Genomic DNA, 23,822 nt, shown 5'->3' on the forward strand with positions numbered 1-23,822 from the left:
TCACCTCCGCGAGATGCGCGGTGAGCTTGTCTTTTGGGATCGATGCAACCCGCTGTGCCTGCGATGCCTCTTTGCGGGCGCCAAGGTTCGTAGGTCGTGTCCCGCGCAAGACGAACCGCCCACTGCAAACGCGCAGACGAACGCCGACTCCGCGATCGGCTCGGATACGATGGCTCGGACCCGGAAGGCGGGGCGCCGGAGAGTCACGTTACCTGAGAAGTGCGGCAAGATCGGAAGGAAGCTCGCCACGCCTGAGCCTCGTCTCAATCGTGAGGATGGCGGCCATGCTGCCGTAGTCGGCTATCTCTCCCGACAGGACCATGTTGACGGCCGCCGAAAACGGGACACGACGCGGTGTGATTATTTCTTCTGGATCTGGATGTGCGTCGCCACCATGAAGTCCCCAGGCCACGAACCCCGAGGCGGCGGCGTCCGTGAGCCCGGGGGAGGGGGAAGCGGCAAAGAGCTGCAACCAGTGATCGGCGCGGAAACCCGTCTCTTCGCTGAGTTCCCGCTTGGCCGACTCGAGGGGTGGTCGGTCGCGTCTCCCTCCGCCCTTCGGTATTTCCCATGTGTAGCGGTTCAGAACGTATCGGTACTGGCCGACCAGCGTCGTCGTGCCGTCATCGTCGATGGGCACCACAGCGACCCCCAGTTGCTTCATGTGAATGTGGGTGTAGAGGCGCTCTTCCCCACCCTGAAGCGTGACGACGTCTCGCCGCGCGGTGTAGTAGTGGCAGTCGAACTTTTCCTCTCGCCGGATCAAAGCCCAGGGATTGCTTTGATCGCCGTCGCCGCGGTGCATATGGAGCCTCCTGGGTGCGCGGGTCTCCTGCATCTCTTGCACGCGTGGTGTCAAACCTAGCCCGGCGGGACCAACTGTGGCGCGCCCCGCAGGCTGTCGGCCAGGCGGCGACGCTCGCTCAGAGTGCCATCCGTTCGATGGCCCTTCCGTCCTTGGCCCCAACCGGCTGCGTCTGCGCCAGCCTCCGCGAGGAGGCTGGGGGAAGTTGCGCAATTTTATTGCGCAGGATCAGCGCCGCGCGCCGCCGTGATCAGGGTTGGCTTCTTCGCCATTGTTTCGTATCGCTGATCCGCACGCGACCCCTTCGAGGAAAGCCGCCACATGCCAGTGACCCGCCGTGTCGTGATCGCGACCGCAATACTCGCCGCCGCCCGCCCGGCTGCCGCACAAACGCAAGGAAAAGCCATGACGACTGAGACCGGCCTGAAATTCATCGACACGTCCATAGGGACGGGCGCGAGCCCCAAAAGCGGCCAGACATGTGTCATGCACTACACCGGCTGGCTCTCCGACGGAGGGGCGAAAGGCAAGAAGTTCGATTCCTCCGTCGACCGCGGCGCACCGTTCGAGTTTCCCATCGGCATGAAGCGCGTCATCGCCGGCTGGGACGAGGGCGTCGCCACCATGAAGGTCGGCGGCAAGAGAACGCTGATCATTCCGCCGCAGCTCGGCTATGGCGAGCGTGGCGCCGGCGGGGTCATTCCGCCGAACGCCACGCTGATTTTCGACGTCGAGCTGCTGGCGATCAAGTAAGCAAATGGTAAAGCCGGGGGAGGCGAACTGGCGTTCCTGACTCTGAGCTTTGGCCCTGCAATCAGGGTGTGTGCAGTGCAAAAAGGCGGAGAACGTTGGTCTTGAGTTCGTTTCCTCCGCCTTTATTCCCTATCGGCTTGACGTCATTTATTGACATCAGCCAGCCAATGCGCTGCATTTTTACCCGAATGACAGCCCTAATATTCTGCTCCGTTCAATGCTGATCAGGAGAAGGCTGTCCAATACGTTCGGCGCGACGTTGGTGCTGGCTGTCGTCTGGTCGATGGGCTTGGTATCGATCGCGGCCGCTCAGCCAAGATGCGAGATCGACGAGGCACAACGACTGTTTGGCCAGCAGCCGCGCCCGGTCGCCACGATCGAACGGATGCTTGCGGCGTGCCTCGACGCCGGCTCGAACGACTATCGCATCTTCATGTTCCAAGGGGTCATGGCGCGCGACGCCGGGAACAGGGAGCAGGCGATCGAACGACTGCAAAAAGCGCGTCAGGCCGACCCGCAGGCTATCAACCCGGCCCTTGAGCTCGGCTTCACCCTCGAGGCCGCGCATGGCGCCGAAGCCCGCCAGGTCTACGAGGAGATTCTGAAGAGCGAGCCGGCCAACCGGCCGGCCCTGCTCGGCCTCGCCCGTGTCGCGCGCGGGCAGAACCGCATCGACGAGGCGCGTGGGATCTACCAGAGTCTGCTCGCGGCCAATCCCAACGACACCGAAGCACTGAACGGCATGGCGTGGCTGGCTCTTGCCAGCCGCAAGCGCGAACCGGCGCGTGCGGGCTTCGAGCAGGTCCTGGCGATCGAGCCGCTGAACGAAGAGGCGAAAATCGGCCTGTCCAAGGTCGAGAATGTCTATCGCTATTCGTTCGACGCCGACGGCGCCTTTGTCTCGACCGGGAGCGGGAATTCATGGGGCTTCGGCGGACGAGGCCTGATTGGAGTTTCGCCGTTCGATACGCTGGAAGTCGGCTGGATGCACTTCACGAACGAGCTGCAGACACTTTCCGCCATCGGCGTTTCCGTGCTGCCGTCGGATGACCTTCGCGCCGGCTATCACCGTCTGGTGCCGCTGAGCTATAGCGTCTCCTTGACCTATGATTACCGAGGTCACAGGGCCCTGCCGGCCGAGCACTGGATCGAGGGCGGCGTGGCGATCTACATTACCGACTACCTGCGCTGGTTCGGCGGTTACCGCCAGGCGTTTGGCGGCTTTCAGTACGATGGTCGCCTGATCCGGACCGGGCTCAGCGCTTCGCTGTCCGACTCATGGGAAGTGAGCGCTACGTTCTTTGATGCAGCACAGGCCATTTTCAACAACTATCAGCAGATACTGAGCTGGGTGTTCGACGTCACTTATCATGGCCCTCGCAACACGCTTGTTGTCGCCGGCGTCGGCTACAGCCCGTTGATCAACAACGTCGACTTGCACGCGCGCACCATCCTGCCGATGACCGACCGCATTGCCCTCCAGCTCATAGTCGCTCACAACTCGATCAACTACGACACGCGCGCGACATTCGGTCTTCGCTTCACCTGGTGAGTTCATGCCGGCCCAAACCCAAGACAAACCGCTGCTGAGCGTCGTCAAAAAAGGCACTGACAAGCAGGCGAGCATCCTGGTGGTCAACAACGATGACGCCGTATCGACCGAGCTCAAACGGGCGTTCGCCTCCGTCAGCACCGCCTCGCTGACCCTCGCGACGGATCCCGAGACCGCCATCCGCATGCTGGCGTCCGGGCCCTATGACCTCGTGGCTGTAGATCCGGCAGTTTCTCCCGGCGGCTTCGAGCTGCTCAAGCACGTCAAGGATCGCTATCGTTGGATTGCCACACTGGTCGCTACCGGCAACCAGGAGCCGCAGTTCCTGCGCCAGGCAGTGAAGTGCCGTATCGATGGACTTCTATTTAGGCCGACGACGTCTGCTGAGTTCGTGGATCAGGCGCTGCTGCTCGCCGAGGCGGTCAGCACACGCCGCAGGAAGCAGCAGAATCGCGTGCTGGCGATCGGTGCCCATCCCGATGACGTCGAGATCGGCTGCGGCGGCACGCTCGCCAAGCATCACGCCCGTGGAGACGTGCTGCATGTGCTGACCTTGACCCGGGGAGCGGCGGGCGGCGACGTGAACCAGCGCACGGTCGAGGCGCACCGCGCCGCGGAGCTGCTCGGCGCCACGCTCGAGATCACCAACCTGCCGGACACGCGGGTCGGCTCGGGCATCGAGACGATCGACATCATCCAGGCAGCGATCCGCGAGCTGCAGCCGACTCACGTTTACACCCACTGCGACGAGGACACCCATCAGGACCATCGCGCGGTCCATGCTGCCAGCCTGGTCGCAGCGCGTAGCGTGCCCAATGTCTATTGCTATCAGGCGCCCTCGTCGACAGTCGAATTCCGACCGCATCGCTTTGTCGATATCACCGACTTCATCAAGTTGAAGATCCAGGCGATCGACACCTACAAGAGCCAGGTCGAGCGCATGGACGCGCTGCAGCACGACGTCATCCTGTCGACCGCACGCTATTGGGGCCGCTTCGCAGGCTATGTGCTGGCCGAGCCGATGAGGATCGTCCGCCAGCGCGACAGCGACATGGTGCCCGAGAGCGCCCGACAAGCCGCGGCACCCCAATCCATGAGCACCGTCGCTGACTGACGGGCTAGCCGAGGCAATCGATGCGCATCCTGATAACCGGCGCCGGCGGTGCCGCCGCGATCAGTGTCTGGAAGAGTCTCGGGGCCGAACACGAGATACACATGGCCGACATGGACCCACTGGCCGCGGGCCTGTATCTCGTACCGGTGGACCGTCGCCTGCTAATCCCGCGTGGCGACGATCCGACGCTGATTCCGATCCTGCGCGAGGCTTGCAAGACGCGTCGCATCGAGGCGCTGCTGCCGACCGTGGATGCCGAACTGGCGCCGCTCGCCGCGGTGCGCGAGCAATTCGAATCGATCGGGGTCCAGCTGCCGATTTCCCCGGTCGAATGCCTGCGCATCTGCCGCGACAAGCTGCTGCTTCTGGAAAAGGTCAAGGGCATCGTGCCGATCCCCGACAACCAGCCGCTGACCCAGGCAGCGGCGGATCGCGCCGACTCCTTCCCGCTCCTGGTCAAGCCGCGCTCGGGTGCCGGCTCGCGCGGTGTCGCCAAGATAGCAAGCCGGGAGGACCTTGAAGGGGTTCCCAAGGACGGATCGTTCCTGCTGCAGGAGTTCCTGCCGGGGGAGGAATATTCTGTCGATGTCTATGTCCGGCGCGACGGTCGGGTCGTCGGCGCCGTGCCGCGCGAGCGCATGAAGGTCGACTCCGGCATCGCTGTCGCCTCGCGCACGATCAACCTGCCCGAGGTGATCGAATCGGCGGTGAAGACGGCCGAGGCCATCGGCATTCGCGGGACGGCCAACGTACAGTTCAAGCGCGCGGCCGATGGCGTGTTCAAATTGCTCGAGGTCAATCCACGCTTCCCCGGAACCCTGCCGCTGACTGGCGCGGCCGGCATCGACATGCCGAAACTTATGGCCGACGAGTTGGCTGGCAAGTCGCTGCCGGACGGCCTGATGCCCTTCAAGGAGTTGATGGTCGTGCGCTACTGGACCGAACACTACTTCGATGCGCGCGAGTGGGAGGCGCTGTGCCGCCGGCAATGACCTGGCTGATCCGGCACGGTCAGAGCGCCTCGAATGCGGGTTTGCCAGCCGTGGGCGCCGAGAACGTACCGCTGACGGACCTTGGTCGCGAGCAGGCGCGCGCGCTCGCGGCCCGCGTCGAGCGCGAGCCCGATTTGCTGATCGTCTCGCCCTTCGTCCGCTCCCAGGCGACCGCCGAGCCGATCCGTGAGCGCTGGCCTTTCGCACGCTGCGAAACCTGGCCGATCCACGAACTTACGTACCTCAGCCCGGCGCGCTGTGTCGGCACGACCAGGGAGACCCGACAGCCATGGGTCGACGCCTACTGGCAGGCGTGCGACCCGGATTACCTCGATGGAGCGGATGCCGAATCCTTCCGGGCGTTCATGGAGCGGTTGAACGCCTTCCACCAACGCCTGCTGACGCTCGAGGGCGGCCTTGTGATCGTCGTCGGCCACGGCCAGTTCTTCAGCGGCTTTCTGCTGGGTTTGAGCAAAGGCTTCGTCGTGACGGCGGACTGGATGAAGGGATACCGCGCAAGCGAAATCGCCAAGCCGCTCAGCAATTGCGAGATCGTCGAGCTTCGTGGCGAGGTCCTTACAGGATCATGAGATAGACCGTCACCAGCAGGGTCGTGACGATGACGATGCCGACCTCGCTCCAGAGGATGCGGGTCTCGTTCCTGGTGTCCTGACGCTGCAGCCGGTCGAAGACGCTCATTTGGCTTGTATCCTGGCCTTGCCCGACTTGATCGTCTTGTCCCATTTCAGGTCGGCCTTTCTGAGTTCGGCCACAATCGCGCCGAAGCCGATGGCACACAACAGCGGCCCGTAGCCAAATAGCACCAGCAATGGATCGCGCAGCCATTTGGGCGCGCCAGCCTTGTCGAGCCGATAGACGCCCCAGGCGGCGGCGGTGGAGATCGCAGTCCAGCCGAGGACGACCGGGGCAACAAGCTCAGCCCCTGGCCAATAGCCGGGGTGTGCCCAGGCCAAGCCGGTGAACGGCTTCAGCACGGCGAGCATCATGACGGCGACCGAGAGCAGGCCGGGAAAGGCGAGGCCTTCGAACCAGGAGCGTTTGGCCTCCGCCGGATCGATGGCGAAGGAGAACAGCGTCTGGAAGAGATAGCTGACGAACGTCACGCCCCACGTCCAGGTAAAGGCCTTCAAGGCCAACGGCGTCCAGAGCCAGTAGAGCCCGACCAGGCCGAACGACCCTGCCAACATGAACAGCGGCATCAGCGTGACGCTGAACCACAGGACGCCGAATGCCGGGTCGCCCAGCAGCATGTTCTTCTTTGGTCGGAACCAAAAATCGAGGAAAGCCGACGTGATCTGCAAGTTGCCCCGGCCCCAGCGGATGCGCTGTTTCCACAGCGCCACGAGGCTGTCGGGTTCTTCAGCCCAGACGATGGCGTTGGCGTCGAACAAGACCCGCCGGCCGGTGAGCTGGGTCTTGAAGGTGGTAAAGGTGTCCTCGGCCAAGGTGGTGGTGTCGATCGCGCCGCCGATCGCGATCAGGTTGTCGCGGCTGTGCAGTTGCGCGCCGCCCGCCATGCAGGCGAGGCCGCCCATGACGTTCTGCGCCCGCCGCGCCGCCGCCTGGGCGGTGACGTATTCGAAGGCGATGAAGCGCGACAGCAGGCTCCCGGGATAACTGCCTTCCTTCACGTAGGCCGTGACGCCGCCGATCCTGGGATCGGCGAGATGCCGCGCCATGCGCCGCAGGGTGACGGGCTCGAACAGCACGTCGGCGTCCATGATCATGACAGCTTCGGCCCAATTCTCCTCGAGAATGATGCTTATCCCGTGATTGAGCGTGTGCGCCTTGCCCTGGCCTCCCTTCTCTCGTCGCAGATGGAAGACCGAGCCAGGATACTGCGCCACCTTTTCGCGCATCACATCGGGTGTGTGATCCGTGCTGGCATCGTCGACGACGTAGATCCGCCACGCCCCGGCGGTATAGTCGATAGCCATCAATGAATCGATGCTGGCTCCCAGCACGTCGGCCTCGTTCCAGGCCGGCAATACGAAGGCCACGCGTGGTGTGTAATCGCGGCACTTCGAATAATGGTTCCAAATACCGTGGGTGCCCACGAGAAGGAACTGGGCGACGGCCGCCAACGTTGGCACCATGCCCAGCAATACCAGCCCAAGGCAGAGGACGGTCAGAACGTCGGCCATACAACGTTCATTGTCCGATTCCGTCCCATTGGGCAAGCGGCACGCCGTGCTGGTTCCTTAGCTTGCGCCGGCCGTATCTCCGAACCGAACACAGGAAGTTGCTGCAGGACCTCGTTGGCGTGGCCATCACAGTCCCGGGCGGCCTTGAATCTGGTTGAGACCTCTTGTAGCCAAGGTCATGCGGCGTCGTCATTTGCTGGCAAGCTTGACGCTCCTCCCGGCTTTCGGGAGCAAGCGTGCGCTGTCTGACCCGATGTCGCTCGCCAGCGGCGACAACGAGGAACTCGCGTCCGATACCGACCCCGCGATCCAGGCGAGCGTCGACAGGTCGAAGGACTTCTTGCTGGCTCAAACGAGCCCTCGATCGGCTCACCGCTCGTCCTTGCTGGTGCCTGATGATCCCACGATCAACCGGACATCGGCTGGGGAATGGTCCGGCACCTTCACGCTGCCGTCGGCTCGGCCTTCGGCGCCTTACACACCCGTTTTTCTCACCGGGCCGCGGTTCTTCCCCTTATTGGCGAATCACCCTGCGACCTTCATGGGCCTGGTCGATGCGCCCTTCGGTTCCATGGGTGGATGGGCGGGCATCCGGTCGGCGAAGGGCGCGGCAATCGGCGGTTTCCCGGCCAACGACCCGGGGACGGTGTTTGCCGACGGCGGTATCAACTGGGGAAGCTTCTTCGTCGTCGGCAGTGTCGACGATGTCACGCAGTTCATCGCGCCAGTATCCTTCACCCGTGCCTGGTCGGCGACGGTCGAGGTGCCGCCACAGGGCAAGTGGTCGTTCCAGCTCGTCACCTATGCCAATGCATGCGACGCGGCGGCTGATTCGCGACGCATACCGGTTGGCTTTCCATGGCGGGAAGCCGACCGTCCGGGCGACGTGAGGGACCACGATGTGCTGGCGTACGAAGAGCGGGCACCGCTCTTCGTCGGCATCGCGTTGGACAGTGAAAGCCGCACCATCACCGGTACGCTCGGCAACTTCACCAGGGACCCTTCGCGGTCCTACAGGATCCTGGTGACGAGCGAGAGCGAGATCGAGGAGGCGTGGGCGCTGGAGCCCGCAGAGCCCGGCCCATTCGAGATCTGCAGACCGCACCCGTTCGGCGGCAGGATCAGGTTGCGGCTGGTGGAACGCGTCGACGGCTGTCCGGTACGGGTTGTCGGACAGGTGTGGGCGGAGGAGAACGCTGTCCTGCGCTCGGCATACCCCGACCTTCGTGTCGAGTACCGGGCCATCACCTCCACGATCCCGTTCTGCCCGACCAGTACGACACCCGCAGATAGGGATGGAACGTGGCGGGCCACGCTCGTGCCGGGTGCGATCGGACGCGTTTCACTCGTCGACCTCAACACCTTGCGGGTCTACGGCGAGTGCACGATGCCGTCGGGCCTGTTGAGATCCTACAACGTGCCCGCGACTGGAATGGGTCAGTCACTGCGCGACGTCTATCATGACGGCTTCAACGATTGCTGCTTCCTCTACGACCAGGCCGTCGCGCTGATCGCCTTCCTTCAACTCGGTGAAAGGAAGGCCGCTGCGGACCTCGTAGCGGCGCTCAGGGCCGTTCAGAACCCCGACGGAGGCTTTCCCTTTGCCACCGACCAGGCGGCGATCCTGGCACGTGGCAAGGCATTCACGCGGACCGGTGCCGTCGCCTGGGTCTGCTACAGCCTCCTGCTGGCTGACCAGCCGAGATTCCGCGGCTGGTTTGCCGACCGGACCGATGCTGCCGCACAGGCCTGCCTCGACTACCTCCTGACGTTCCGAAACGGGCTGGGGCTGATGAATGGTGGCGCGGGGATCCATGTCGATCGCGTGCTCGACCCGGATCGCGTCGTGCCGTGGTGGAGCACCGAACACAACATCAACACATGGTGGTGCCTCGACCTGGCGGCGACGCAGTATGGCATCGATCGATACCGTGTCGCGGCCGACGCGCTGAAGGACGCGCTCGAGACGCATGCCTGGAACCCATCGTCCCGAGCATTCTGGCAGGGCGGTACGTACACCGCGGGGGGCAATGTCCCCGACGGCCAGCATGCCCTCGACATGATGTCCTGGGGTGGCATCCTGCTGGATAGGTGGGGCAGGCGGTCCGATGCGGCCGCTACAATCGCTCGAATGTTCCGGCATTACCTGGTGACCGATGGGCGGACGGGACTGTCAGGCTTTACGACGTTCGTCCCTCTCGACGGCTATCCGCAGGACACTGTTCTGACCCCTTGGTATGAGGGCAGTTTCGGGGCGGTCTGCGCCATCCGATCACAGGATCCCGCGAGCGCAAATCGCCTGATGGCGGCGCTGGCCGTTGGGCAGAACGCGGACGGGTCGTATCCCTACGCCCTCGCTCGCGATCCGATCAACGACATCAATACTTTCCCGTGCTTGATTGGCGCGGCGTGGAACATCCTCGCCTACGCTGGGCCCGGAACGCCGCACGCCCAGGTTCTGTGGCGCCAATAGTTTACGGGCCGATGAGCGGCTTCACGGTGACGACCGCGGCAGGTAGGGGCGAAACGGAGAACGTTGGAGTTCAGGTTCGCTTAATCCGACAGTGCCGTCTGAGCAAACAGCCTCTCCCGCCTACGCCGCGACGGCTTCACCGGTCGAAGCCAGCATCATCCGCGCGGCCTTCTCGCCGATCATGATCGACGGCGCGTTGGTATTGCCCGAGGTCAGGGTCGGCATGATCGAGGCGTCGGCGACGCGCAGCCCCGCCAGGCCGCGGACACGAAGCTGGTCGTCGACCACTGCCATCGGGTCCGCCCCCATCTTGCAGGTGCCGACCGGATGGTAGGTGGTCTCGGCGTTGTTCCTGACCCAGTCGAGCAGCTCGTCGTCGGCGCTGATGTTCACGCCCGGCGCGATCTCGTCGGTGGCGATGCCCGCCATGGCCGGCGCCGTCATGATGCGCCGGCAGATGCGCATCGCCTCCAGCGTCACCTCGCGGTCGAGCGACGCGCTCAGGAAGTTGAATCGGATCGCCGGCGGCGTGTCAGGCCGGTTCGACGTCACATGAATGCTGCCCGTGCTCTCCGAACGCAGGATGTTCACGATCGAGGTGATGCCGGAAGTTTTGGCCAGCTGGAAGTTCTCGCCCACCAGGAACGGGATCCAGGAGATCGCCGCGTCGGGAGCCTCCAGCCCGACGCGGGTGCGGACATAGGCGCGGATCGGCGCCGCCGGCAGACCGAGCAGGCCCTTGCGGGTGAGCGCGTAGCGCAGCGCCTGCTCTACGCGACCGAGACCGCGCATCTTGTCGTTGTAGGTCATGCCGAGCGCCGGCGGCACCGTCCATTTCATGCGCGGCGAGTAGTGGTCGCGCAGGTTCTCGCCCACGCCCTTGAGCTCGTGGCGCACCTCGATGCCGGCCGCCTTCAACCGCTCCGGCTGGCCGATGCCGGAGAGCTCGAGCAGCTGCGGCGAGTTGATCGAGCCGGCGCTGACCACCACCTCGCGGCCGGCGCGCGCCTCGCGCTGCTGGCCATTCACAGTGTAGCGCACGCCGACGCAGCGCTTGCCGTCGAACAATAGGCCTTCGGTCAGGGCGTTGGCGACGATCGTGAGGTTCGGCCGCTTGCGGGCGGGATCGAGGTAGCAGACCGCGGTGCTCATGCGGCGACCCCCGCGGATGGTCGCCTGGGTCATGCCGATGCCGTCCTGCGTGGCGCCGTTGTAGTCCCTGGTGTAGCCGATGCCGACCTGGCCGGCGGCCTTGATCAGCGCGTCGTAGAGCGCGCCGCTCTCGTTGCTCTCGGTCACTTTCAGCGGGCCGTTGCGGCCGCGATACTCCTCGTCGGCATCGCCCTGGAAGCTTTCCATGTCGCGGAAGATCGGCAGCACGTCGCGATAGCTCCAGCCGCGGTTGCCGAGCTGCGCCCAGCCGTCGTAGTCCTGCGCTTGGCCGCGCACGAACACCATGCCATTGATCGACGACGAGCCGCCCAGAAGCTTGCCGCGCGGGATCGGAATGCGGCGCTGGCCGGTCGACGCCTCCGGCTCCGAGGCATAGAGCCAGTTCGCCTTGGGATTGTCGATCAGCTTGGCGAAGCCGACGGGAATCCATGACCAGGGATGGCTTTCGCGCCCGGCTTCCAGCACGAGCACCCTGTTCCGGGGATCGGCGCTCAGCCTGTTGGCCAGCACCGAGCCGGCCGAGCCGGCGCCGACGACGATGAAATCGAAGCTCTGCTGGTCCATTGTTTCCCCCCGCGATATGCTTCAGCCAACAAGCGCGGCACCCAGGTGAGCGCAACTGCTCGAAGGCGAGCGATGGCATTGCCGGGCCTTATCGTTGCAGACGTACCCGGAACGATATGCCCAGCTTAACACTCTACGCCCCTGCTTCAACGGCATGGCTCCATCAGGTAGCCTCTGCAGGGAAGGCAGGGGCAGAACAGAGCAGACACGACACGTTGTTGCAGTTGGCGGCGCCATTGCGAGCGCAGCGCCGGTAGCCATAATCGCAGGACGCGCCTTCCTGTAGCAGTACGGGATACGCGCCAGGTCGGCTGGACGGAGGATAGTGTGGCAAAACGAATCGTTGAGAGTCCGCAGGCGATGAAGTCGCTGGTCGGGCAGGAGCTAGGGGTCAGCGACTGGCTGGAAATAACCCAGGAGCGCATCAATACATTTGCCGAGGCAAGCGGCGACCATCAATGGATCCATGTCGATGTCGAGCGCTGCAAGACGGACATGCCGGATGGGAAGACCATCGCGCACGGCAATCTTACATTCTCCGTGATCTCCACCTTCGGCAAGGATGTCCTCAAAATCGAGAATGTGCGGAACGGCATTAACTACGGATCGAACAAGGTGCGCTATACCAGCCCCGTACAGGTCGGTGCGCGCATTCGCGGCCGCCAGAAGCTGCTCGCCGCCGACGACATGCCAAACGGCGGCGTTCGCATGACATACCAATGGACGGTCGAGATCGAGGGCAAGGAGCGTCCAGCCTGCATTGCCGAGACCATGAGCATCGCCTACGCCAAGACATAGGCAATCCGGTACCCGCCATGGCGCGCGAGGATCGGCTCGAGGCGCTGCTGCGATGCTTGCGGAGCTGCGCCAGTGTGCCGCTCTCGTCGCGACCCATCAGTCGCGAGGGCCAGGAGGAGCGGGCAAGGCGCATCATCATTTCTGTTGATGTGGCCCGTGGTGGCGTCGAGGTAGGTTCAGGCCTCATTGATCACGGCCAGGCGGCGCATCGGCGACCACTGGGCGGTTCCAGAGGCATATCATGGCGACGATCCGCGACCTGACCTATGAGTTGCTCCGCCGTCACGGCATCACCACCATCTTTGGCAATCCCGGCTCGAACGAGCTCCCTTTCCTTCAGGATTTCCCGTCCGACTTCCGCTATATCCTCGCCCTGCATGAGGGAGTGGCCATCGGGATGGCTGACGGCTACGCGCAGGCGACGGGCCGCACCGCGCTCGTCAACCTCCACTCCGCCGCCGGCACCGGCAACGCCATGGGCGGCTTCGCCAATGCCTGGAACGCCCATTCGCCGCTGCTGGTGACCGCCGGCCAGCAGATCCGCGCCATGATCGGCATCGAGCCGCTGCTGACCAACCTCGACGCGACCACGCTGCCCAAGCCGCTGGTGAAATGGTCCTACGAGCCGGCCCGTGCCGAGGACGTGCCGCTCGCCATCAGCCGCGCCTTGCACCTGTCCAGCCTGCCTGCGCCCGGGCCGGTCTATCTCTCCATCCCCTATGACGACTGGGCCAAGCCCGCCGAGCCGGAATCGCTGCGGCTGCTGGAGCGCGCCGTCTTCGCCGCAGGCGCCCTCGATGCCGGCGCGACGGCCGCCCTCGTCGCACGCCTCGAGCGCAGCACCAATCCCGTCATCGTCCTCGGGCCGGACGTGGACGCGGCGCGGGCGAACGGGCATGCAGTGCGCCTCGCCGAGCGGATGAAGGCGCCAGTGTGGATCGCCCCCTCGGCACCGCGCTGCCCGTTTCCCACCATCCATCCGAACTTCCGCGGCCTCCTGCCCGCCAGCATGGCCGCGATCTCCCGGCTGCTCGAGGGCCACGATCTGGTGCTGGTCGCCGGTGCGCCGGTGTTCCGCTATCACCAGTACGATCCCGGCCCCCTCCTGCCGCCCGGGGCCGAGCTGATCCAGATCACCTGCGATCCCGACGAGGCCTCTCGTGCGCCCATGGGCAACGCGGTCGTCGGCAACGTGGGCCTCATCCTCGCGGCGCTCGCCGACGCAGTGGGCGAGGCGGCACGGGCGGCGCCGCAGCCGCGGGCGGTGCCGCCGCGGGGCGCGCCGGGCGCAACCCCGCTCACCTCCGAGCGTGTCCTCGACCTCATGGATGAGCTCGCTCCGCCCGATGCCATCTACGTGAACGAATCCACCTCAACCATCGAGGCCATGTGGGAGCGGATGCGCTGGGAAAAGCCGGGGAGCTACTATTTCGGGGCGGCGGGGGGCCTCGGCTTCGCCATGCCGGCCGCCGTCGGGGTCCAGCTCGCCGAACCGGACCGACAGGTGATCGCGGTCATCGGCGACGGCTCGGCCAATTACAGTGTCACCGCGTTGTGGACGGCGGCGCAGCATGGCGTACCGGTGGTGTTCGTCATCATGCGTAACGGCACCTACGGCGCCCTGCGGTGGTTCGCCGGCGTGCTGCAGGCGGAGCGAGTGCCCGGCCTCGACGTGCCGGGCATCGACTTCGTCGCCATTGCCGCAGGTTACGGCGTGGAGGCGGTACGGGTCGATACCGACGACGCCTTCGCCGCCGCGTTCACCCGCGCGCTCAAGTCCGGCGGTCCGTCCTTGATCGAGGTCGCCACCTCTTGGCACTCATCCTAAGCTCCGCTTGGGCCGCCCGAGGCGGGCGGGCGAGGGACGCCTCACCATTTTGCGACTGTGTAGATGAAGGTGGGGATGAGCCAAGGAAAAATCGTTTCAGCGGACGAGGCTGTCGCAATCATGCGCGACGGCGACACCGTCTGCATTTCGGGTTTCGTGGGCGTCGGCACACCGGACGAGTTGCTGATCGCCGTCGAGCGACGATTCCGCAAGGCCAGTTCGCCATCAAACCTCAGTCTCGTGTTCGCGGCTGCGCCGGGCGATGGCAAGGAGCGTGGCCTCAATCGGCTTGCCCATCCTGGCCTGGTAAAGCGGGCGATCGGAGGCCACTGGGGGCTGGTTCCGAAGCTCGGTGAGCTCGCCCTGGGCGGCGACATCGAAACGAGACCGCTGCCCTCGATCGAGTGCAATCGCGCCCGGAACTCGCGAGACCTCAGTCTCCTTGCTTGGGCGCGGCGGCTGCGGCCCAGCGTGACCGCATATCGCGCAGCACCCAGGTGAGGGCCTCCTCGGGGATCAGGTAGCCGCCGATACCGTCGGTGAACAGCATGTCGTAGATCCGCCGGCTCACGGCGTCGATGTCCGCCGCCGTCGGCTCGCCGTTGGGCTGCGGCGCTGGCAGCACGATGGTAATGGTGTCCGGCTCTTGCGGCACGACTTCGATTCGGTAGTCGCCGTCGGGTATCGATCCAAAATGCTCTTTCAGGCCCTCGATCGGATTCTCGACCAGGCGACGGCGCGCCGCTGCGTCACGCCGCAGCGTGCGATAGTGAGCGGTGAAAAGATCCTGCCGGTCGCTCATGGATTGTTCCTCCGGAAGCTTTGGCGCATGCTCAACAACTCCAGCTTCAAAGCCTGCGGCATCATCCAGCAGAACAGCTCGCCGCTCTGCCACAGATCCATCTGATTGATCACGGTCTCCGCGTCCTCCGGCTTCGCCGCGAGCGGTGGAATCACGAAGTAAAGCGTGTCGCGCCGTTGTTGCCGGATATCGATCTTGACGCCAGGCGAGACCTCGACACCGATGATGGCCAGCGCCTGCCGTGGATCCGTCTGCAGCAGCGCGGCGAACGCCGGATCCGTCCATGCGAGCTCGACCAGACGCCGTTCCAGTGAGGCGCCTTCCTTTTTCGATTGGTTCTGCACTGTATCGTCCTTTCCGTGTTCAGTGATGCGTACGCGCCATAGTCGCGAGAATGGCCAACTGCCCCGTCGCCAACCCGCTCCAAAGCCTTTTCGAGGTGAAGCAAGGTCCTGCCGGGCAGGCAAACAACCTGCATTCCATCGTTGATCAGGTGCAGGCCGGTGATGCGCATGGTGTTGATCAGGACGACGCCTCGATCGTAGTCGTCGCCATCGGGCGTCGAACCACCGGTCACCCCGGTGGTGGACGCCTGCATGATGACGACCTTGTTGGCGCCGACGCAGGCCCGCAAGACGCGCCACTGCTCGACAAGCGAGCCGGGCCTTACCACCGCAATGACCGGACCGCTGCCAAAGCGGATGCCCGTGCGAAAGCGGCGAGTCGCCTCCGGGCTGGTCAGGACATGCGACCTGCCGACGATGGCCTGGAATTCCCGGATGAGCGCGGGCTCGTCCTGAATTGGCTTCTGCCCAACGAGCTCGTCGCGGGGAACGGTGACGTCGGAAAATACAGTGTCCACGGTGATTGATCCTGCACGCCGGACTTCGGTCGGCGTGACAAAGAATTGGCCGGAATCAGCAAAGCGCGACAAGCCGCTGCGCGAGCGAATGCGTGTACGCGCTCGGCCTCAGCCGGCGGTATTCCGGCGAAGCACGTAGCCCGGAGGAAGGTCCTCCGGAGCGCAGGAGATGACATCCTCGTTGTCACGGCCGCAGTCCTCCACGAACGTGATGGTCGCAAACTCGTCGACCAACAGTGTCGGATAGGCCGGGCCTGCGTCCCTGAAGCGACGCATCTGGTCGATCTTCTCGTTCTGGAATCCGATGATCTTCGTTGGTTCGAGCGTGATCCAGTGCGGGAAGAAGGTCGCGCCGTGGGCGCGATTCTCGATCAGATTGTAGGTGACGCTCACGCACGTGCCCGTCGGTTCGCTCCAGGAAAGCTTCACGGTGCCGGGCGCGATCCGGACAATGTGAGCCTCCTGTCCCTTGACCCATCGTCCTCCGACCAGGCCGCCGTGCACCCGATACTCGATGGTGCGCTCGTTCTTGAGATACATCTCATACTGCCAGTCGTTGTCGTACATGTAGATGATATGCTTGCCGACGAAGGGGGCGATCTCGGCCGGTCGCGTGGATTCAAAAGAGTTGGACATGGATGACTCCTGGTTCGAGGCGCTGGTGCTTCAGTGGAAACCGTACTCGTGCCAACGCCGCTTCACTCGGTCGACGATTTCCGGGGGATAGCCGTGGCGGAAGGACGCCCGGATGGGGAGCGCTTCCCCCCATTCGTCGGGCGGCAGGCAGTTGTAGACGACCTTGCCGGTGGCGGAGGCCACCTTCTCGCTGGTCCTCAGGTAGGCGAGCAATGGCGCCGCCGGGATGTGCTCGAAGGTGGCGTGCCCCATGAGCGGATGGCAGCGCGTCGCGAAGGCCCAGACGAGTTCCCTGGTGTTGGTCGGATCGACATCATCGTTCAGGACGATAACCTTCGGTATCACGGCGCCCGCCTTGGTGGTGAACACCTCCTTCCCGATGCGCTGGCACAGCGCCGCACTGTCCTCGATGCCCGTCCGGCGGCGCCAATCACGCGGGACGGTCACGACCAGCCAATGCAGCGCGGCCTCCAGCGGTATCCACGACGCCGTCACGGGGATGCCGGAAGCACGCAGATCGTGCAGGATCTGGGCGGACGTGGGGATGCCCCACGCGGTGTGATTCTCCTCGACCGGCTCACCGGCGACGACGACGGGCAGGATGGCGTTGTTGCGATGGCTCATCGCGGTGACGCGATAGACCGGACGGCGCATGGACGGCTCGACCGGCACATAGCCGGCAAACTCTCCCATAGGTCCTTCCGCGACCTTTTCGTCGAGATGCAGGTAGCCCTCGATCAGGATTTCTGCGCTGGCGGGCGCCTCGAGATCGACGGATCGGCAACGTACGGTCTCGATCGCCCTGCCGAGAAAGGCACCCAGCCGATCGCTCTCGTTCACGTGCGCCGGCAGAGGCATGCCGCAGACGAAGGGGATCGCCGGCTCGACTCCGAGCGCGAGGGCGAAGGGCATCGGCTTGCCGATATCCGCCCAGGCCTGCGCCACCATGCCGACATGCTGCTCGGCGGCGACAATTCCGCTCATGCGCCTGCTGTCGACCAGCATCATGCGGGCGATGGACCAGTTGGTCCACGAGCCGTCCGGCGTACGGGCGACGATGCAACCCCAGGTATTGAGGTAACGGCCGCCGTCGCCGTGATGCAGCAGCGGCACCGGCAAGCGCGTGAGATCGACATCGTCGCCGGTCGTCGTGTTCTCGAAGCAGGGCGCGTCGTCGACGACGACCGGCGGGACCGGCGGCAGATCGAGGCTCGCGGCCATGGCTTCGGCAATCTCCAGCCCGCTGCTGTTCGGGGGCAACCCCAGCGAGAGAGCCACCCGGGACAGGTAGAGACCCGGCTGGCGGCTGGTGCCGGCCGGCGCTCCGAGAATGCGGAAGCCGGACGGATGATCGGAAAAGGCCTTGAACAACGGCGCGGGCGCGCCGTTCTCGTAACAGCGCCGTGTGATGGCGCCCAATTCGAGGTCGAGCGAGACCGGTACGTCGATCTCCTGGATTTCGCCGAGGCTGCGCAAGCCCTCGATGTATTGGCGCAGATCCGTCAACGGCATGGCATCGTCTCTTCGAGGGGCTCGGGGAGGCGTTCGACAGCGTCCGCGGCCGGTTCGGGCCGGCCGCTCCAGCGGCGTACGAGCCCGGCATCGACATCGAAAAGGTCGAGCACCCGCCCGACGGTATGATTCACGATCTCATCGATCGATTGCGGACGGTCGTAGAAGGCCGGCACGGGGGGCAGGACGATCGCGCCATTCTCCGTCGCCTGGGCCATGGCGCGGATATGGCCGGCATGCAACGGCGCCTCGCGGAACATCAGGACGACGCGCCGTCGCTCCTTGAGGCACACGTCGGCAGCGCGGGTGAGCAGGCCATCGGTGCCGCCGCCGGCGATTGCCGAGAGGCTGCGCACCGAGCACGGCGCGACGACCATGCCCATCGTGCGGAAGGAGCCGGAAGCGATGGCGGCGCCGATGTCGGCGTCCGAATACCAGTGGTCCGCCATGGCGCGCACCTCGCGTACCGTATGGTCCGTTTCGTAGGACAGCGTGCGCTCACCGGCCTTGGTGATGACGAGATGGCTTTCGATATCGAGACGGCTCAGCGCTTCCAGCAGGTGCAGGCCGTAGATGATGCCGGTGGCGCCGCTTATGCCGACGATCATGCGCCGGCGCGGCGAGACGGTGGGGGGCTCATGCATGGAGTGTTCCTGGCTGTGGGACGACTGCCGGGAAACTAGTCGCCGGCCGCCTCCGCGACATCGTCACAACTGAGGATGATCTGGGCTCGCCCGCGAGATTCGCGACTGGAATTGCCTCCTCCGCCAAATTGGCCCGGCGGCGGCTTCACGGCCGGACGCCGGGCACGATGGATCGCCTCATTCGTAGCAAGAGGCAGTTCAGGCATCTGTCAGACTTCGGGAAATCCAGACCCTCCTCGATCATGGCGCGCGCCGCGGCCTGCGGCCTTCTCGTCTGGCTCGAAGGCTGTCAACCGGATGGCGCTGTGGCGGTCGCGGTTCTCAGCAAGCATCGTCTTAGCTGCTCGATCCGGAGATTGCTTCGGTTTGAATATTGGGTAGTCCGGACGAGCCTAATGGTCGTCGGTGCGGCTTCGTGGCGTGAGGGCAGCCAACGACGCCATCGACGATTCCAAGTCGCGCAGGTTCTCACACTCGGATTTCCCGAGAATCGATCGGATCTGGCTGCGGACCGTCGTCAGCGAGACATTGCGGAACTGCGCTACATCCTCGGCGCTCGCTCCTCCGGATAGTGCGGCAGCAACCTCCGCCTCGGCACGGCTGAAGCCATAGACGTCGCAAAGCATGCCCGCCGAAGGCGCCGCGGCGCGGCCGAGTTGCCGTATGACGACTATGGCAAGGCTCTCGGCGAGCCCGCCTCGATCATCCCCGCCCTGATCATTCGCCAGTGTGCGTGGCGCAGGCGACACCAGAATGGCCCAGGCTGCCCTGTCGATGCCGCTGACCCTCATGGCGCCACCGGGACCTCCGGAGGTCGCCGACGCAACGAGACGCCGCAGCCCGGACACCTCCTGCCGCGACGTAGCGGCGAGATACACACCGCTTCCGGAATAGGGGCCGGAACGCATGGAGCGCAGGCCAGACCCGGTCTGGCCGAGGCATTGGCGACCGGCATCGTTGAGGAAATGCAGCTTCAACCCCGCATCAACGATCGCCACCCCAACCGGAAGGCTGTCGAGCGTGGCGCGAGTCATCCAGGTGACCTGCTCTTGGCGTCCGAGACGCTCGCGCAGCTCGAGCGCACGCTGCACATGTGGCAGCAGCATCTGGAGACGGCGCATTTCATTCGGCCCGAACGGCTCGCCATCGTCAGCCCGGAAAAGGGAGACGGGGGTTGGCTCGCTGATACCCACCATGCCGCCGATCATATGGCGCCGCTCGTAGCGACGCGCGAAGTCGACGTAGTATTCGCTACGCAGGAAGGCATCCTCCGCCACGAGTTCCGCACCGATCATGGCCCGCTCCATGTGATTGGCGCGATTGTCGGTGAAGTCGCGTTGTGCCTGGACGCTATAGGGGTTGATTAAGCGATAGTAGGCCGCGTAGACCGTTTCGCTCTCGTCGACAGCCATGAGCACGTTTCGAGACGGGCTCGTTCCGTCCGAAATCCGAAGCGTGGCCCGCCGGGCATTCATCAGCCGCCGCAAGCGTTCCCCTACAAGCTGCCAGCTGCCGCTGCCGGTGGCAGCTTCGTAAATAGCGCCGACGCAATCGGCGAGGTCACGCTCGGTCTCTGGCACGATACGCCTCTGGAGCATTTCGCGATCGCTCAATGCCTAGCAATCCATCGGCCAGTGTCAATATTCTGCGGCCGGCCTTACCTGATTGTGATTGCGCATCACCTCTTCAACCGCGGCCGACCTCGAGCCGCCGGCCAAAGCACGCACCGGATGCTCCGCCCCAGCTACCACGAGCGCCAGTTCCCGAAGTCGCGGGTTCATCCTCACTTGTGATGACGCGGGGCCGGCTTTGCTTCGGCTAAACCGGCGACGCTGAATGCGCGGACCTGTCGAAAGGGGCCGGCACCGGCGCTGTGGAGGGCCAAGAATGACGATACCGGGCCTGCGCGAATGGATATTTTCCCTGAAGACCTTCGCCGCCGCCATGGCCGCTTTCTACATCGCCTTGTCCATCGACCTGGACAGGCCGTACTGGTCGATCGCGACCGTCTACATCGTCTCGCAACCGCTTTCGGGCGCGATGCGCTCGAAGGGAGTATATCGCCTATGTGGTACGCTTCTGGGAGCGAGCGCGGCCATCGTGATGGTGCCCAATCTCGTCGATGCGCCAGTGCTCCTGAGCGCTGCGCTCGCCCTGTGGCTCGGCGTATGCCTGTACTTTTCGCTGTGTGATCGTACCCCTCGCAGCTACGTCTTCATGCTGGCGGGCTACACCGCCGCGATCATCGGCTTTCCTTCGGTCGACCAACCGGACCTGATCTTCGAAACGGCAGGCGCACGCATCGAAGAGATCGGCCTCGGCATCATCTGCGCGACCGTGATCGGCTCGACCGTCTTCCCCCGTTCCGTCGTCCCGGTGCTCCAGGAACGCATCGACACCGGCCTCACGGCAGCCCGCCGTTGGGCGCTCGCCGTGCTGGCCGGGCAACGCGGAGAAATGGAAGCCCTGGCCGCGCGCCAGACGATCGCGAGCGCATCGGGCGAGATTCGCATGCTGATTGTGTACTTGTCCCACGAGGCTTCGGACCGGCAGGGCACGGCAAGACTTTTCGAGGTGCTCGCCGCGAAGATGACCTATCTGCTGCCGGTGCTGTCCGGTGTGTCCAACCGCGTCGCGGCGCTGCGCGCTGCTGATGGTATCACGGCCGAGATCCAGGTCCTGCTCGACCGATTTGCCGCCTGGCTGCATTCCGGTCCGGAGGGGACGCCGGAAACCGGCAGGCGGCTCAGGGCCGACCTGGCCGGCGCGATGCCGGCGACAGGGGCGGATTGGCCGACGATCCTGCGGTCGGCGCTGTTGGCGCGACTGGCCGAGTATGTCGACCTGCAGCAGGATATCGGCGCGCTGCGCCGACAGGTGCGGTCGGGCACCGTCCACGTGCCGCCGCTCGAGCTGGCGCGCGGCATCGGCCCTGACGCGACGCGCAATCACGACCGCGCGATGGCACTTCTCTCGGGTTTCGCCGCAGCGCTCGCGATCAGCCTCCTGTGCGCCTTTTGGATTGCCGCTGAATGGCCTGACGGCGCGATCGCGGTGCTCATGGCGGCGATCCTGTGTAGCTTCTTTGCGACGCTAGACGACCCGGTTCCGGAGATCCTTCGTTTCCTGCGCGATGTGGTGGTCGCATTCTTCATTGCTGCCATCTATCTCTTCCTGGTGCTGCCCCAGATCGAGGGCTTCGCGGTGCTGATCGTTGTGCTCGCGCCCGCCTACCTGGTGCTGGGTGCGCTGATGGCCGTTCCGGCGACCTTCCTTCGCAGCATGTCGATCGTGTTGAACACGACCATGATGCTGACCTTGACCGACGCCTACAGCGCCGACTTCGCGACCTTCCTCAACAGCGGCCTGGCATCGGGATTCGGTATCGCTGTGGCCGCCGCCGTCACTGCGCTGGTGCGCTCCGTAGGGGTGAGTGTAACCGCACGGAGACTGGAGGGTGCCTGTCGGCGCGATGTCGCCCATGCCGCCTCGCGCCGGGGCGCCGTCCAGCGGCCGATGTTCGCCGCCGTGCTCCTCGACCGGCTCGCCGACCTCATGCCGCGGCTCGCGGCGGCCGACTCCGACTTGAGGATGCAGCGCGTGCTCCGCGACCTGGGCGTCGGCCAGAGCGTCGTCGACCTGCAGCGCGACTGCGCCGCGCTGCCTCCCGGCGCCCGCGAGAGCGTACAGCAAACGCTGGTCGAGGTGGGCGTTCACTATGCTCGGCCGTTGTCCGACTCGCCCGTACCGGCGCTGCTCGCGCGCATCGACCATACCATCGCCGTCGTGGCCGAGACTGGCGCGCGATCGGCCCAGACGCTGCTCATGGAGCTGCTCGCCATCCGGCAGGGCATCTTTCCCGGGGCATCCATCCCCGATGTGCCGATCGCCAAGGCTACGGGGTGATGCCATGATTCACGAGCTCGACCTTTACGGAATGTTCGTTTCGCCGATGATGCTCTGGGTAAGCGTCGCCGTCCTGCTCACCGGATTGTTGAGCCTGGCGATGAGCCGGCTCGGCCTTTACCGGTTCGTGTGGCACAAGCCGCTGTTCGACCTCGCCCTGCTGGTCATCCTGCTGGGCGGTGTCGCCGCCGCCACGCCGTGGTGATCGCCATGGAACGCCTTGAAACGCTGGCCGGCCGCCTCGCGGTCACTCTCGCCGTCACGGTCATCGCATCGGTGGTCGGGTGGCAGCTGTGGATATATTATATGGAATCGCCATGGACGCGGGACGGGCGCGTGCGCGCCGACATCGTCCAGGTGACCCCCGACGTTTCCGGTCTCGTCACCGAGGTCGTGGTGCGCAACAACCAGATGGTGAAGCAGGGCGACGTCCTGTTCCGGATCGACCTCTTGCGGTTCGAGCTCGCCCTCAGGGAGGCCGAGGCGATGGTGGCCTCGACTGACTCGGCGGCGCAGGAAGCGGTGCGTGAGATGAACCGCGTGCTCGCCCTGACGAGGCTCGAAGTATCCACCGAGACCCAGCAGCAACGCACTGCCACGGCGACGCAAGCGCGCGCCGCCCACCAGAAGGCGCTTGCCGACCTCGATGTCGCCAAGCTCAACCTGAGGCGCGCCACGGTCCGCGCATCCGTGAACGGTATCGTCTCCAATTTCAGCATGCGTCCCGGCGACTACGCGACGGCGGGCAATGCAGTGTTCGCGCTGGTCGATACCGACAGCTTCTACGTGGCGGGTTACTTCCAGGAGACGAAGCTGCCCGATATTCACGTCGGCGACAAAGTTCGCGTCCATCTGATGGGGGAAAGCAGGACGATCGACGGGCACGTCGAGAGCATTGCCGGCGGCATCGCCGACCGTGAGCTCTCTGACAGTCCCACCCGGCTGGCAAACGTCAATCCAACCTTCTCGTGGGTCCGTCTCGCCCAGCGGGTGCCGGTGCGCGTCGCGCTCGATCGCGTGCCCGAAGGCATCCGCCTCATCACCGGCCGGACGGCGACGGTGGTGGTGACACCCAGCGGTAGCCGCTAAGTGGCCGGCACCAGCAGATCCCACCACAGCAGCTTGGGCTGCGGCGGCCGCCGGATATCTGCTATCATCGTGCAAGCCGACCGCATGACGAGCAACTTTAGATTGAATGCTTGCCTTCGGAAAACGCATGTCGCGGACGTATTCATCATCAGTT

The 23,822-nt window shown here is 64.9% G+C and carries 22 protein-coding genes and 1 pseudogene; 13 read left to right on the forward strand and 10 right to left on the reverse strand.

What is annotated here, in order from left to right; genetic code table 11:
• Nucleotides 1-208: 208 nt before the first annotated feature.
• Nucleotides 209-805, reverse strand: a complete 597-nt coding sequence (locus tag ACQY8M_RS11635) for an NUDIX domain-containing protein (protein WP_428672045.1) — start codon at nt 803-805, stop codon at nt 209-211.
• 321 nt (nt 806-1,126) lie between these two features.
• On the opposite strand from ACQY8M_RS11635, the gene ACQY8M_RS11640 reads away from it, so the two are divergent.
• From ACQY8M_RS11640 to ACQY8M_RS11660, 5 genes are all read left to right on the forward strand, one after another.
• Nucleotides 1,127-1,558, forward strand: coding sequence for an FKBP-type peptidyl-prolyl cis-trans isomerase (locus tag ACQY8M_RS11640; protein WP_428672047.1), 432 nt, complete (start codon nt 1,127-1,129; stop codon nt 1,556-1,558).
• A 217-nt stretch (nt 1,559-1,775) separates the two neighbouring features.
• Nucleotides 1,776-3,110 carry a tetratricopeptide repeat protein gene (locus ACQY8M_RS11645; protein ID WP_428672049.1) on the forward strand — a complete coding sequence of 445 codons (1,335 nt, stop codon included), beginning with the start codon at nt 1,776-1,778 and terminating at the stop codon, nt 3,108-3,110.
• Nucleotides 3,111-3,114: 4 nt separating this feature from the next.
• Entirely contained in the window at nt 3,115-4,224 is a 1,110-nt protein-coding gene (locus ACQY8M_RS11650) for a PIG-L family deacetylase (RefSeq protein ID WP_428672051.1), read from the forward strand.
• Nucleotides 4,225-4,244: 20 nt separating this feature from the next.
• Nucleotides 4,245-5,216, forward strand: coding sequence for an ATP-grasp domain-containing protein (locus ACQY8M_RS11655; RefSeq protein ID WP_428672053.1), 972 nt, complete (start codon nt 4,245-4,247; stop codon nt 5,214-5,216).
• Nucleotides 5,201-5,806, forward strand: a complete 606-nt coding sequence (locus ACQY8M_RS11660; RefSeq protein ID WP_428672055.1) for a histidine phosphatase family protein — start codon at nt 5,201-5,203, stop codon at nt 5,804-5,806. The genes ACQY8M_RS11655 and ACQY8M_RS11660 overlap by 16 nt, the downstream gene beginning before the upstream one ends.
• On the opposite strand, the gene ACQY8M_RS11665 is transcribed toward ACQY8M_RS11660, so the two are convergent.
• Nucleotides 5,793-5,915 carry a hypothetical protein gene (locus ACQY8M_RS11665; RefSeq protein ID WP_428672057.1) on the reverse strand — a complete coding sequence of 41 codons (123 nt, stop codon included), beginning with the start codon at nt 5,913-5,915 and terminating at the stop codon, nt 5,793-5,795. The genes ACQY8M_RS11660 and ACQY8M_RS11665 overlap by 14 nt on opposite strands.
• The gene (locus ACQY8M_RS11670; RefSeq protein ID WP_428672059.1) at nt 5,912-7,381 is read right to left on the reverse strand and encodes a glycosyltransferase; all 1,470 of its coding nucleotides are present in this window, start codon (nt 7,379-7,381) and stop codon (nt 5,912-5,914) included. Before ACQY8M_RS11670 ends, ACQY8M_RS11665 begins: the two co-directional genes overlap by 4 nt.
• 253 nt (nt 7,382-7,634) lie before the next feature.
• On the opposite strand from ACQY8M_RS11670, the gene ACQY8M_RS11675 reads away from it, so the two are divergent.
• Entirely contained in the window at nt 7,635-9,854 is a 2,220-nt protein-coding gene (locus ACQY8M_RS11675; RefSeq protein WP_428672061.1) for a hypothetical protein, read from the forward strand.
• A gap of 120 nt (nt 9,855-9,974) precedes the next feature.
• Here ACQY8M_RS11675 and ACQY8M_RS11680 read toward each other — a convergent pair whose 3' ends face one another.
• On the reverse strand, nt 9,975-11,591 hold the full coding sequence (locus ACQY8M_RS11680; protein ID WP_428672063.1) for a GMC family oxidoreductase: 1,617 nt from the start codon (nt 11,589-11,591) through the stop codon (nt 9,975-9,977).
• 327 nt (nt 11,592-11,918) lie between these two features.
• Here ACQY8M_RS11680 and ACQY8M_RS11685 point away from each other — a divergent pair, with 327 nt between their 5' ends.
• From ACQY8M_RS11685 to ACQY8M_RS11695, 3 genes and pseudogenes are all read left to right on the forward strand, one after another.
• Nucleotides 11,919-12,389, forward strand: coding sequence for a MaoC family dehydratase (locus ACQY8M_RS11685; RefSeq protein WP_428672065.1), 471 nt, complete (start codon nt 11,919-11,921; stop codon nt 12,387-12,389).
• Between the two features lie 241 nt (nt 12,390-12,630).
• Nucleotides 12,631-14,217 (forward strand): benzoylformate decarboxylase, encoded by a 1,587-nt coding sequence (mdlC, locus tag ACQY8M_RS11690; RefSeq protein ID WP_428672067.1) that lies wholly within the window; start codon nt 12,631-12,633, stop codon nt 14,215-14,217.
• A 75-nt stretch (nt 14,218-14,292) separates the two neighbouring features.
• A pseudogene (locus ACQY8M_RS11695) lies at nt 14,293-14,613 on the forward strand (CoA-transferase); the annotation flags it as partial.
• Between the two features lie 37 nt (nt 14,614-14,650).
• Here the strand turns inward: ACQY8M_RS11695 and ACQY8M_RS11700 are convergent.
• Both ACQY8M_RS11700 and ACQY8M_RS11705 read right to left on the reverse strand, forming a co-directional pair.
• Nucleotides 14,651-15,019 (reverse strand): nitrile hydratase subunit alpha, encoded by a 369-nt coding sequence (locus ACQY8M_RS11700; protein ID WP_428672069.1) that lies wholly within the window; start codon nt 15,017-15,019, stop codon nt 14,651-14,653.
• Nucleotides 15,016-15,363, reverse strand: coding sequence for a hypothetical protein (locus tag ACQY8M_RS11705; protein WP_428672071.1), 348 nt, complete (start codon nt 15,361-15,363; stop codon nt 15,016-15,018). The genes ACQY8M_RS11700 and ACQY8M_RS11705 overlap by 4 nt, the downstream gene beginning before the upstream one ends.
• Nucleotides 15,364-15,413: 50 nt before the next feature.
• Between ACQY8M_RS11705 and ACQY8M_RS11710 the strand changes: the two genes are divergently transcribed.
• Nucleotides 15,414-15,890 (forward strand): hypothetical protein, encoded by a 477-nt coding sequence (locus ACQY8M_RS11710; protein WP_428672073.1) that lies wholly within the window; start codon nt 15,414-15,416, stop codon nt 15,888-15,890.
• Nucleotides 15,891-15,989: 99 nt separating this feature from the next.
• Here the strand turns inward: ACQY8M_RS11710 and ACQY8M_RS11715 are convergent, their stop codons facing one another.
• The 4 genes from ACQY8M_RS11715 to ACQY8M_RS11730 form a co-directional block, all read right to left on the reverse strand.
• Nucleotides 15,990-16,517: a phenolic acid decarboxylase gene (locus tag ACQY8M_RS11715; protein WP_428672075.1), complete on the reverse strand. Its 528-nt coding sequence runs from the start codon at nt 16,515-16,517 to the stop codon at nt 15,990-15,992.
• A gap of 30 nt (nt 16,518-16,547) precedes the next feature.
• Complete coding sequence (locus ACQY8M_RS11720; protein ID WP_428672077.1) at nt 16,548-18,029, reverse strand: UbiD family decarboxylase; 1,482 nt, start codon at nt 18,027-18,029, stop codon at nt 16,548-16,550.
• Nucleotides 18,020-18,673, reverse strand: coding sequence for a UbiX family flavin prenyltransferase (locus ACQY8M_RS11725; protein WP_428672079.1), 654 nt, complete (start codon nt 18,671-18,673; stop codon nt 18,020-18,022). Before ACQY8M_RS11725 ends, ACQY8M_RS11720 begins: the two co-directional genes overlap by 10 nt.
• A gap of 392 nt (nt 18,674-19,065) precedes the next feature.
• Nucleotides 19,066-20,286 (reverse strand): helix-turn-helix transcriptional regulator, encoded by a 1,221-nt coding sequence (locus ACQY8M_RS11730; RefSeq protein ID WP_428672081.1) that lies wholly within the window; start codon nt 20,284-20,286, stop codon nt 19,066-19,068.
• Nucleotides 20,287-20,617: 331 nt separating this feature from the next.
• Between ACQY8M_RS11730 and ACQY8M_RS11735 the strand changes: the two genes are divergently transcribed.
• From ACQY8M_RS11735 to ACQY8M_RS11745, 3 genes are read left to right on the forward strand one after another with little or no spacing between them, the layout of a single operon-like run.
• Nucleotides 20,618-22,579: an FUSC family protein gene (locus tag ACQY8M_RS11735; protein WP_428675349.1), complete on the forward strand. Its 1,962-nt coding sequence runs from the start codon at nt 20,618-20,620 to the stop codon at nt 22,577-22,579.
• 4 nt (nt 22,580-22,583) lie between these two features.
• Entirely contained in the window at nt 22,584-22,784 is a 201-nt protein-coding gene (locus ACQY8M_RS11740; protein ID WP_428672083.1) for a DUF1656 domain-containing protein, read from the forward strand.
• Nucleotides 22,785-22,789: 5 nt separating this feature from the next.
• The gene (locus tag ACQY8M_RS11745; protein ID WP_428672085.1) at nt 22,790-23,668 is read left to right on the forward strand and encodes an efflux RND transporter periplasmic adaptor subunit; all 879 of its coding nucleotides are present in this window, start codon (nt 22,790-22,792) and stop codon (nt 23,666-23,668) included.
• The last annotated feature ends 154 nt before the right edge of the window (nt 23,669-23,822 follow it).

This window comes from Reyranella sp., assembly GCF_965279465.1.
GTDB lineage: Bacteria > Pseudomonadota > Alphaproteobacteria > Reyranellales > Reyranellaceae > Reyranella.

Bases quoted from the DNA above. Each gene is read 5' to 3' on its own strand.
- ACQY8M_RS11645 (WP_428672049.1), top strand. From the start codon at position 1,776: ATGCTGATCAGGAGAAGGCTGTCCAATACGTTCGGCGCGACGTTGGTG.
- ACQY8M_RS11715 (WP_428672075.1), bottom strand. From the start codon at position 16,517: ATGTCCAACTCTTTTGAATCCACGCGACCGGCCGAGATCGCCCCCTTC.
- ACQY8M_RS11655 (WP_428672053.1), top strand. From the start codon at position 4,245: ATGCGCATCCTGATAACCGGCGCCGGCGGTGCCGCCGCGATCAGTGTC.
- ACQY8M_RS11675 (WP_428672061.1), top strand. From the start codon at position 7,635: ATGTCGCTCGCCAGCGGCGACAACGAGGAACTCGCGTCCGATACCGAC.
- ACQY8M_RS11725 (WP_428672079.1), bottom strand. From the start codon at position 18,673: ATGCATGAGCCCCCCACCGTCTCGCCGCGCCGGCGCATGATCGTCGGC.
- ACQY8M_RS11700 (WP_428672069.1), bottom strand. From the start codon at position 15,019: ATGAGCGACCGGCAGGATCTTTTCACCGCTCACTATCGCACGCTGCGG.
- ACQY8M_RS11735 (WP_428675349.1), top strand. From the start codon at position 20,618: ATGGCCGCTTTCTACATCGCCTTGTCCATCGACCTGGACAGGCCGTAC.
- ACQY8M_RS11745 (WP_428672085.1), top strand. From the start codon at position 22,790: ATGGAACGCCTTGAAACGCTGGCCGGCCGCCTCGCGGTCACTCTCGCC.
- ACQY8M_RS11635 (WP_428672045.1), bottom strand. From the start codon at position 805: ATGCACCGCGGCGACGGCGATCAAAGCAATCCCTGGGCTTTGATCCGG.
- mdlC (WP_428672067.1), top strand. From the start codon at position 12,631: ATGGCGACGATCCGCGACCTGACCTATGAGTTGCTCCGCCGTCACGGC.
- ACQY8M_RS11740 (WP_428672083.1), top strand. From the start codon at position 22,584: ATGATTCACGAGCTCGACCTTTACGGAATGTTCGTTTCGCCGATGATG.
- ACQY8M_RS11710 (WP_428672073.1), top strand. From the start codon at position 15,414: ATGGCCAACTGCCCCGTCGCCAACCCGCTCCAAAGCCTTTTCGAGGTG.
- ACQY8M_RS11650 (WP_428672051.1), top strand. From the start codon at position 3,115: ATGCCGGCCCAAACCCAAGACAAACCGCTGCTGAGCGTCGTCAAAAAA.
- ACQY8M_RS11680 (WP_428672063.1), bottom strand. From the start codon at position 11,591: ATGGACCAGCAGAGCTTCGATTTCATCGTCGTCGGCGCCGGCTCGGCC.
- ACQY8M_RS11670 (WP_428672059.1), bottom strand. From the start codon at position 7,381: ATGGCCGACGTTCTGACCGTCCTCTGCCTTGGGCTGGTATTGCTGGGC.
- ACQY8M_RS11720 (WP_428672077.1), bottom strand. From the start codon at position 18,029: ATGCCGTTGACGGATCTGCGCCAATACATCGAGGGCTTGCGCAGCCTC.
- ACQY8M_RS11665 (WP_428672057.1), bottom strand. From the start codon at position 5,915: ATGAGCGTCTTCGACCGGCTGCAGCGTCAGGACACCAGGAACGAGACC.
- ACQY8M_RS11640 (WP_428672047.1), top strand. From the start codon at position 1,127: ATGCCAGTGACCCGCCGTGTCGTGATCGCGACCGCAATACTCGCCGCC.